Source organism: Quadrisphaera sp. DVD1 (genome assembly GCF_058932755.1).
The window spans coordinates 1-9241 of sequence record NZ_JBZYWI010000127.1 but is presented as its reverse complement, the minus strand read 5'-3'; the positions used below and the strand labels follow the sequence as shown (position 1 = coordinate 9241).

The 9241-nt window shown below is 75.0% G+C and carries 10 protein-coding genes; 8 read left to right on the top strand and 2 right to left on the bottom strand.

The annotated features are described in order from the left end of the window. The 3 genes from folK to AC5FZL_RS13155 form a co-directional block, all read left to right on the top strand. Positions 1 to 986: 2-amino-4-hydroxy-6-hydroxymethyldihydropteridine diphosphokinase (folK, locus tag AC5FZL_RS13165; protein WP_493619322.1), on the top strand; the 986-nt coding region annotated here is incomplete at its 5' end. Positions 987 to 991: 5 nt separating this feature from the next. Continuing rightward, positions 992 to 1477, top strand: coding sequence for a DUF3180 domain-containing protein (locus AC5FZL_RS13160; RefSeq protein ID WP_493619321.1), 486 nt, complete (start codon positions 992 to 994; stop codon positions 1475 to 1477). Positions 1478 to 1822: 345 nt separating this feature from the next. Next, on the top strand, positions 1823 to 2356 hold the full coding sequence (locus tag AC5FZL_RS13155; RefSeq protein ID WP_493619320.1) for a hypothetical protein: 534 nt from the start codon (positions 1823 to 1825) through the stop codon (positions 2354 to 2356). Positions 2357 to 2464: 108 nt separating this feature from the next. Here AC5FZL_RS13155 and AC5FZL_RS13150 read toward each other — a convergent pair whose 3' ends face one another. Then, positions 2465 to 3154 carry a hypothetical protein gene (locus tag AC5FZL_RS13150; RefSeq protein ID WP_493619319.1) on the bottom strand — a complete coding sequence of 230 codons (690 nt, stop codon included), beginning with the start codon at positions 3152 to 3154 and terminating at the stop codon, positions 2465 to 2467. A gap of 606 nt (positions 3155 to 3760) precedes the next feature. On the opposite strand from AC5FZL_RS13150, the gene AC5FZL_RS13145 reads away from it, so the two are divergent. Beyond that, entirely contained in the window at positions 3761 to 4330 is a 570-nt protein-coding gene (locus AC5FZL_RS13145) for a hypothetical protein (protein WP_493619317.1), read from the top strand. A 282-nt stretch (positions 4331 to 4612) separates the two neighbouring features. After that, a complete protein-coding gene (locus AC5FZL_RS13140) occupies positions 4613 to 4975 on the top strand; it encodes a hypothetical protein (RefSeq protein ID WP_493619315.1) in 363 nt (120 codons plus the stop codon). 251 nt (positions 4976 to 5226) lie between these two features. Here the strand turns inward: AC5FZL_RS13140 and AC5FZL_RS13135 are convergent, their stop codons facing one another. Next, on the bottom strand, positions 5227 to 6360 hold the full coding sequence (locus AC5FZL_RS13135; protein ID WP_493619313.1) for an ABC transporter ATP-binding protein: 1134 nt from the start codon (positions 6358 to 6360) through the stop codon (positions 5227 to 5229). A gap of 42 nt (positions 6361 to 6402) precedes the next feature. Between AC5FZL_RS13135 and AC5FZL_RS13130 the strand changes: the two genes are divergently transcribed. From AC5FZL_RS13130 to AC5FZL_RS13120, 3 genes are all read left to right on the top strand, one after another. Then, on the top strand, positions 6403 to 7101 hold the full coding sequence (locus AC5FZL_RS13130; protein WP_493619323.1) for an ABC transporter permease: 699 nt from the start codon (positions 6403 to 6405) through the stop codon (positions 7099 to 7101). Next, positions 7101 to 7805, top strand: coding sequence for an ABC transporter permease (locus tag AC5FZL_RS13125; RefSeq protein ID WP_493619311.1), 705 nt, complete (start codon positions 7101 to 7103; stop codon positions 7803 to 7805). Before AC5FZL_RS13130 ends, AC5FZL_RS13125 begins: the two co-directional genes overlap by 1 nt. A gap of 162 nt (positions 7806 to 7967) precedes the next feature. Beyond that, on the top strand, positions 7968 to 8930 hold the full coding sequence (locus AC5FZL_RS13120) for an ABC transporter substrate-binding protein (protein WP_493619309.1): 963 nt from the start codon (positions 7968 to 7970) through the stop codon (positions 8928 to 8930). Positions 8931 to 9241 lie beyond the last annotated feature (311 nt).

Sequence of the window (9241 nt, the reverse complement as noted above, 5' to 3'; positions counted from 1 at the left end):
GCGGACGCCGTCCGGGTGGCGCAGCGGTGGGCGCAGGGATGAGCGCAGGGACGAGCGGCTCGCTGGACCGCGTCGAGCTCCGCGGCCTGCGCGCCCGCGGGCGGCACGGGGTGCTGGCCGCCGAGCGCGCCCTCGGCCAGGTCTTCTCGGCCGACGTCGTGCTGCGCCTGGACACCCGCACGGCCGCCGCGACCGACGACCTGGCCGACGCGGTCGACTACTCCGTGGTGGCGGCCGACGTCGTGGCCGTGCTGGCGGGGGAGCCGGTGGACCTGCTGGAGGCCCTCGCCCAGCGGGTCGCCGAGGCGTGCCTGGCGCACCCCGGCGTGCAGGAGGTGGAGGTCGCGCTGCACAAGCCGCAGGCCCCGGTCGGAGTGCCGTTCGACGACGTCGTGCTGCGGGTGGCGCGGCGGCGGGGCGACCTGCTGGACGCCGTCCCGGCCCGCCCGGTCCCGGTGGTCCTGGCGCTGGGGGCCAACGCCGGTGACCCGGCGGCGTCCCTGCGCTCGGCGGTGGCCGCCCTCGCCGCGCTGCCGGAGCTCTCGGACGTCGAGCCCTCCGCGGTGGCCGAGACCGACCCGGTCGGGGGCCCGCCCCAGCCGGACTACCTCAACGCGGTGGTGCGGGCCCGCACCAGCGCCTCGCCCCGCCGGCTCCTCACCGCCTGCGCCGCGGTCGAGGCCGCGCACGGGCGCGACCGCGCGGTCGAGCAGCGCTGGGGCCCGCGCACCCTCGACGTCGACCTCGTCGCCTACGGCGCCCTCGTGGCCGCGGACGCCGGCCTCGCGGTGCCGCACCCGCGGGCGCGCGATCGGGCGTTCGTGCTCCTGCCGTGGGCCGCGCTGGCGCCGGACGACGTCCTGCCGGGCGCGGGGCGGGTCGGCGACCTCGCGGCAGCGCTCGGCGACCCTGCCGCGGCGGGGGTGCGGCCGCGCCCGGACGTCGTCCTGGACCCCCGCTCGGGCCCCCGGGCGGACCCGCGATGAGGCCGGTGCGCGCGTCGACGCTGCTCCTCGTGGCGGTCAGCGCCGCGGTCGTGGGCTGGGTGGTGCTCGGCGCGATCGACCGCAGCGACCTCGGCCCGCTGCGGGTGCCGTGGACGGCGCCGGCCGGCCTCGTGGTCCTGGCCGCGGCGGTGCTCGGCTCGGGGTGGCCCGTGCGGCGCTGGAACCGCGGCGACCGCTCCCGGCCGCTGGACCCGCTGCGCGCCGCGCGGACCCTCGTCCTGGCCCGGGCGACGAGCGTCGCGGGGGCGGCCCTCGTGGGGGCCTACGCGGCGGTCGTGCTCCTGCTCGTGCCGACCGCGGACATCGAGCCGCGCCGCGAGCGGCTGCTGCTGGCCCTGGTCGCCGCCGTGGCCGCCGCCGCGCTGTCCGTGGCCGGGGTCGTCGTCGAGCGCTGGTGCCGCCTGCCCCCGGACGACCGCGACGAGGGGCAGGACCCGGGCTCGGGCGCCGTGGAGGCCCGGGAGCGCTGAGCCGCGGGCTCAGCGCTGGGGGACACGACCTGGATCACCAGACACATCGGGTGGGGTCACCGCGGCACGGTGCAGCGCGTGGTCTGTCCGAGCGGGGCGGTGCGGCTCTCCGCAGTGGTCGAGACCCGCGCGTCGCCGACCGTCGTCCTCCCGATCCGCTCGGTGGGTCGCGCCGAGGGCCGGCCCTTGTGGGTGTTCCCGGTAGACGCCCCATCACCGGGCAGTCCTGCGGGCGGGTCATCTGGGACTGGCTGCTGAGCGTGGCCGCCATCGTCGGTCGGTGGCCGAGGCGTGCTCCGCAAGAGGGTCCTCGACCGACGATCGCGGCAGCGGCAGGGTGTGCCCATGACCCGTGCGCGGCGTTCCTGGTTCGAGCCTCCCCGCTGGTGGCTGCGCTGGGCGCTGATGGCGCTGTTCATCTTCGCCGCGACGTGGGCGAGCACGGCGGCCCTAGGGGACGACCCCAGCGAGGACCTCGCGTCCAGGGCAGTGTTCGCTGCGGTCTTGGGCGCCTGCACGCTCGTCGGGGCGCGCCGCGACCACCGGGCCTGGCGGGAGCTGCAGGAGGACGTCCCCGGTGAGCAAGAGGAGCTGCTGGCGGCTGAGCGACTGGTGCGTCAGGGCCTGCCCCCGGCTTCTGAGGGTCAGCGGCGCCTGGCGCTGCGGATCGCCCACCTTCGATGGCGTGAGATGGGCGGCTACTGGACGCCCGGGCTGCTGGCCGTCATGACCGCGACGCTGATCGTGCTGACGGCGGTGTCCTCGCTGTGGTGGCTGCCGCTGGCTATCGCGGCGGGCGCGAGCGCTGCAGTGACGTACTCCTTGAACTCCCGGCTCGCACGGCGCCGCGTCAAACTGGAGGCCGTTGCTGTCGCCTGACCACCTCGAGCTGCCCGTTATGGCGTCCCCGTGTCGCTCGGGGATCCCCTGCCTGAGGCAGCCCGCAGAGCGATCGGTTGTGAGGCGCCAACCAGTCGCAGTCCTCGGTCAGTGAGGTGATCCCGCTGCACCACCGGCGGCCGCGGTAGCCCCATCGCAGGAGGACTCTCCCGGCGCGACCAGGACGTCATCCGGGTGCCACACCTCGACCTGGCCTGAGCTGGTGCGCCGGCCGAGCAGGCAGTCCCGCCGCGGATCCGGAACGAAGACGCCTACTCCGATGGCGCCGTCAGCCTCGGTGACGGTGACGGAACCGCGCTGGTCCACTAGCCCCGCAACCGCGGCCCGCACCTGGTCGACGTCGGGGTCGGTGCCGTCGGAGTTGGCGCTCAGGGCCTGGCCCAACACCTGCTCAGCGTCGGGAGCGATGGTCGCAGGATCGACGCGCTCGGGCAGCAGCTGGGCCGGCCGGTCGTCGCAGTCGGTGCGGTGGGGAGCGTGGTCCTCCACCCCCCACGGACGGACGACGTAGCGGTAGCAGTGCTGCTCCGCCGCGCCCTCAGCGACGATGACGCCGCTGGGGATCAGGCGCACCTCGATCCGCGCGCCGTCTGAGTCCCCGGTGGCGCCCTCGGCGCTCAGGAGTTCCAGCTCATCAGCCCAGGCCATGGACGGGGAGTCAACGCTCACCAGCTCGGCGACCATCGCGTCGGCCTCGTGGTGGTCGCGGACACGGTCGAGGTCCTCGGTGAGTTCCCACGCCAGCACATCGGCCTGCTCCTGCTCGGTGACGGGCATCGCCGGCCGCTCGAAGGACCCGCCGCCCACACCTGCGCATCCACTCGTGACAGCCAGGCCTGGGAGCATCAGGACGAGAGCGAGCTGGCGACGGCGCACACGGCACTCTGACAGCCCCAGTGGCTCAGCGTCACGCAGCAGCTTCCGTGTCGCCTGGCGGGATCCTCACCTGCGACGGCGCGGGCGAGCACACGGCCGCTGACCGAGGCAGAGGTCCTCCGCTTGGGTACCTTCGAGGACCTCCGGCGTCGCGTGCACTCATCGCACCGGGTCAGGCCACACTGGAGCCCGGTGGCCCAGGAGCAGTGCCGCCGCACTCGGAGGTCGACGATGCGATCCCTGTTCTTCAGTCACCGCTGGGTGCGTCGACGGAGCACCCCGTCCGCGGCAGCGGTCCTGGCCGCTGGGGTGGTGCTGGTCAGCGTGACGGCCTGCGCCGGTGGCGCGTCGTCGCCACCGGCGTCCTCGGCCGCGCCTCCCAGCGATCGCCCCCCGGCCTTCGCGAACCCCGGCGCTGCATCGGCTCCCACGGACGCACCCACGCCGGCGAGCCCGTCGGCCTCGCCGGGAACAGCCCCTGACGCACTTGAGGTTCCGGTCGGCGCGGTGGCCACCACTCCCAGCGGTGACTACGCCGGAGTACCGCAGGGCACCGCCGTCGCCTACGCCATCCCCGACGTCACCTCACTCGCGTCGGCCCTGCCGGCCGACTACGCGTCGACCTTGGACCTGGGCCAGTACCGCCTGCAGCCGGTCGTCCCCGGCCAGGCCTGCTCGAGCAGGGCGCCGTTCAACATCGCCGGCCGGCAGTGGTCCTGGGCCTCCGAGCGAGGACGAGGGCAGGACGCGGTCACCCTGGTGGTCACCGGCTGGCGCACCGGGCGCGGAGCGGCAGCCTTCGATGACGTCGTCCAGGACGCTGGCATCTGCCGCTTCATGGACGACGTCCTCCCCGTACCGCTGAGCGTCCCTCGCGCACAGCAGACGTGGGCAGCGACCACCACGACGTCCACGGGACTGCAGGAGACCTACGGCGCAGCCCGGGTCGGGGACCTCCTCGTCGGCGTGGAGGTCAGCGGCTCAACGGCTCAGGCGCAGGACCTGGCCGCTGGCGTCCTACGAGCGGTCACCGATGAGCTGATCGCCAGCGGCCTGCCAGCCGCAGGGACCGCCTGAAGGCAGACCTGACTCGACTTGTCAGTGAATCGCCATTTGAGGATCCCAGGCTGGTGATCCGGTGCGGCATCCTGATGGCTGGGGCGCCGGACCGCCCCGTCCGATACGCGGTGGTTCCGCGCTCGAGCGGTGCACCGACGTGATCAGGGTGCGCGGTCGAGCGACCGGTCATCAGCGCGGACGTGGAGGGAACACGTGGCCACGACGAGAGGGCGGTCCACTACCAGCGCAACCGAGCGCGCCCAGCCGGCAGGCGTTCGCGCGGCCCGGGTGCTCATGGGGGTGGCTGCGGTCGCTGCAGGATCGGCCGCGGTCTTCGCGGTCGCGGACCTCGGAGCAGAGACCTCGGCCACGGTGGTGGTCGAGACGTGGCGCGCCTACGGGCTGGTGGTCTTCGCGGGACTGTTCGCCCTCCTGGCGTGGAACCCGCTGGGCTACCGCGGCCTGTGGGAGCTCGTGATCGCCCACAAGGTCGCCCTCATCGTCACTGCACTCCTCCTCGGCTCCGAGGCCTCAGGTGCGGGAGAGGTCATCGTCTGGGACGGCGCCCTGTCCGTACTCCTGCTGGTGGCTTACCTCACCTGCCGGGGGTGGCGGTCGTGGCGCAGGCCACTCGCTGGACGCACCACGCCGCCATCCCCGTGATGGATCCCCTGCCGGAGGCAGCCCGCACAACGATCCTCGTACGGGAACGGTTGGGGGCCAGCCCATAGCGCTCGCGCGCGCCGCGGCCTCCAGCAGCCGGCCGCCGAGCACCATCCGTCGCGCGACGAGGGTGCCGCGCTGGTGCAGCACTCGGGCCCACCCCGCCGACCTGCGGGCCGATCGGCGTGGTCCGACCGGTACGACGAGGCTCGCGGGTCAGCGGCGGCCCTCTGGTGGCGACCGCGGCCGGCTCAGCCGCGGGGGAGCGGCTCCGGGTCGTGGACGGGAGCGGTGCGCCGCAGCGCGGCGTACACCGCGTCCGGGGTGAGGACGCCGACGTAGCGGTCGCGCTCGAGCACCGGCAGCCAGCCGGCGTCGTGCTGGACGATCACCGCGAGGCCCGAGCGCAGGGAGTCGCCCACCTGCACGGTGTCGTCGAAGCGGCGCACCCGGCTGGCCACGACGCCGCCCGCCCCGGCGAGGGAGCGGGCGGACACCCAGCCGTGCAGGTGCCCCTCGCGGTCCAGCACCACGGCGTACGGCTCGGGGGCGCCGGCCAGGGCGGCGCGCGCGGTCGTGGCGAGGTCCTCCATGAGCACCGTGACCGGGTGCACGAGGTCCTGCGCCTCGATGGGCGTGACGGCCAGGCGCCGCAGGCCGCGGTCGGAGCCGGCGAAGTCGGCCACGAAGTCGTTCGCCGGCGCGCCCAGCACCGTGGCGGGGTCGGCGAGCTGCTCCAGCACGCCGCCCTCGCTGAGCACCGCGATCCGGTCGGCGAGGCGCACCGCCTCCTCGATGTCGTGGGTGACGAAGAGGACGGTCTTGCGCAGCTCGCCCTGGATCCGGCGGAACTCCGCCTGCAGGCGGTCGCGGGCCACCGGGTCCACCGCGCCGAACGGCTCGTCCATGAGGAGCACCGGCGGGTCGGCGGCCAGGGCCCGCGCCACGCCCACGCGCTGGCGCTGGCCACCGGAGAGCTCGTGCGGGTAGCGCCCGGCGTACGTGGCCGGGTCCAGGCCGACGAGCTCGAGCAGCTCCGCGGTGCGCGCGCGGGTGCGCGAGCGGCCCCAGCCCAGCAGGCCCGGCACGGTCCCCACGTTCGCGGCCACCGTCTGGTGGGGGAACAGGCCGACCTGCTGGATGACGTAGCCGATGCCGCGGCGCAGGCGCACGGCGTCGGCGCGGGTGACGTCCTGACCGTCGATGCTCACGGTGCCCGTGGTCGGCTCGACCAGCCGGTTGACCATCCGCAGGATCGTCGACTTGCCGCACCCCGAGGGCCCGACGAGCGCGACGAGCTCGCCGGGGCGCACGGCGAGGTCCAGCTCGCGCACCGCGACGGTGCCGTCCGGGTAGCGCTTCGAGACTCCGCTCAGCCGGATCATCGCCTCGCGAGTACCGTCCGGGCCGTGGGCCCCTCCGACACCATCCCGGTCGTCCACCGTGCCGTTCACAGCGCCACCGTCGCGGACAACTGCCTCGTGCGCAACGACTGGGTGTGCCCGCTGTACTGGCAGACCCGCTCCGACCAGCTGGTCGAGGCCCTGCGCGAGCACCTCGTGCTGACGCTCTCGGCGCTCGCGCTCGGCGTCCTGCTGGCCCTGCCGCTGGCGCTGGTGGCCCACCGGCTGCGCCGGACCCGCGGCCCCGCCCTGGCGGTCACGACGGTGATCTACACGATCCCCTCGCTGGCCCTGTTCTTCCTCCTCGTGCCGATGCTGGGGCTGACCGCGGCCACGGTGGTCACCGGCCTGGCGCTGTACTCGCTGACCATCCTGCTGCGCAACGTCCTGGCCGGGCTGGACGCCGTCGACCCCGAGGTGCGCGAGGCCGCCGCCGGGATGGGCTACGGCCGGCTGCGGATGCTGTGGTCGGTCGAGGCGCCGCTGGCCCTGCCCGCGGCGATGGCCGGCCTGCGGGTGGCCGCGGTGTCGACGGTGGCCCTGGCCACGGTCGGCACCGTCGTCGGCCACGGAGGGCTGGGCGACCTCATCTCCCGCGGCCAGCGGGCCAACTTCCACGCGGAGGTCCTCACGGCGTCCGCGCTGTGCGTGGCGCTGGCCGTCGCCCTCGACCTGCTGCTGCTCGCGGTCCAGCGGGTGGCCACCCCCTGGCGGAGGCGCTGATGGACTGGCTGGTCGGTGTGGGGGAGTGGTTCGCGGACCCGGCGAACTGGCGCGGGTCGGGCGGCGTCCCGGCCCTGCTGGCGCAGCACCTGGCGTTCACGGCGGCGGCCGTGGGGCTGGCCTGCCTGCTCGCGCTGCCGCTGGGCCTGTGGCTGGGCCACACCGGTCGCGGGGACGTGCTGGCGGTCCAGGTCGCCAACGCCGGCCGAGCCGTCCCGGTCTACGCGCTGCTCGTCGTCCTCGTCCTGGCCCTGGGCCGCACCCCGCAGGTGGCGCTGCTGGCGTTCACCGCGTTCGCCGTGCCGCCCGTGCTGACGAACACCGTCCTGGGCGTCCGCGAGGTCGACCGCGGCGTGGTCGAGGCCGCCCGCGGGACCGGCATGAGCGGCTGGCAGGTGCTGCTGCGGGTGGAGCTGCCGCTGGCCGCGCCGCTGGTCGTGGCGGGGGTCCGCTCGGCGGCGGTGCAGGTGGTGGCCACGGTCTCGATCGCCGCGCTGGTCGCCTTCGGCGGCCTGGGCACGATCATCGTCCGCGCGACCGGGGGGACGGGGGGGCTGGACCTGCCCGAGGTGGTCGCCGGGTCGCTGCTCGTGGCCGCCCTGGCCCTCGTCGTCGACGCCGCCGGAGCGCTGCTGTCCCGGTGGGCCGACCCGCTCGGGCGCTCCCGGCGCCGGGGCCGGCGCTCTATCGTGACGACATCGTGATCCACCCCGCCGCACCGCACGGGGCGGCGGCGGTGTTGCATCGGGTGATCGCACCACCCCAGGACGCGCCCGCCCCCCGGCGGGCGCGTCCTCGCGGACGCTGACCGGCGTCCGCGAGGCACGCGCGGCCGGAGCGGCCGCGAGACGCAGAAGGCGGCACGCATGACCCGCACTCCCCGCACGCTCCTGCTGGCCGGCATCGCCGGTCTCGCCCTCGTCCTGTCCTCCTGCGCCGCGGACGACGTCGCCGCCGGTGGTGGCGACGGCGCCAGCGAGAGCCCGAGCGCGAGCGCGGAGACGATCGTCGTCGGCGGAGCGAACTTCACCGAGATGGCGATCATGCAGGCGATGTACGTGGAGCTGCTCCAGGACGCCGGCTACGAGACCGAGACGGTCTCGGTCGACAACCGCGAGCTGTACTTCGACGCGCTCGCCAGCGGCGAGATCGACGTCGTGCCCGAGTACGCGGCCACCCTGGCGGAGTTCCTCAACCTCCAGGCCAACGGCGAGGGAGCAGCCCCGATCGCCACGAGCGACGCCGCGGCCACCGTGGCCGCCGCGCGCCCGCTGGCGGAGGCCCGCGGGGTCGAGCTGCTCGAGCCCACGCAGGCGGCCAACCAGAACGCCTTCGCGGTCACCGAGCGGTTCGCCGAGGAGAACGGGCTCACCACCCTGAGCGACCTCGCGACGCGGGGGCTGCCGGTGGCCCTGGCCGCCCCGCCCGAGTGCGCCACCCGCCCGTTCTGCCAGCCCGGGCTGGAGGCCACCTACGGCCTGAGCATCTCCTCGCTGCTGCCGCTGGGGTTCTCGACGCCGGAGACCAAGGCCGCGGTGCAGGCCGGCCAGGCCCAGCTGGGCCTGGTGGGGACCACCGACGGCACGCTGGGCCAGTTCCAGCTGGTCATCCTCGAGGACGACAAGCACCTGCAGCTCGCCGACAACCTCGTGCCCGCCGTGGCCGCCGACACCGCGCAGGACACGGCCCTGACCGAGAAGCTGAACAGCCTCGCCGAGGTGCTGACCACCGAGGACCTCGCGATCCTCAACGGGCAGGTCGACAGCGAGCGCCTCCTGGCCGAGGACGTCGCGCACAACTACCTGCTCGACCACGACCTCATCGGCTGACCGGGGCGCCGGCGGGTGGCGCGCCGGCGTGTGACTCGTGTGACTCGTGTGACTGGTGTGACTGGCGTGACTGGAGCGATCGGAAGTGACGCACGGCGTGTCGTGGTGCTAGCGGTGCTGGCGGGGTCGTAGTGTTCACGTCATGACCTCCACCAGCGCCCGCCACCGCGCTCCCGCCGCTCGCCTGTCCTGGGTCCCCCGCGCCCTGCTGTCCGTGGCCACCGTCCCCGTGGGCGCGCTGGCCGGGTGCGCGCTCCTGGCGGCGTCCTCCTCCACGGCCCAGCCCGAGCTGGGGCTGGCGGGGCTGGCCG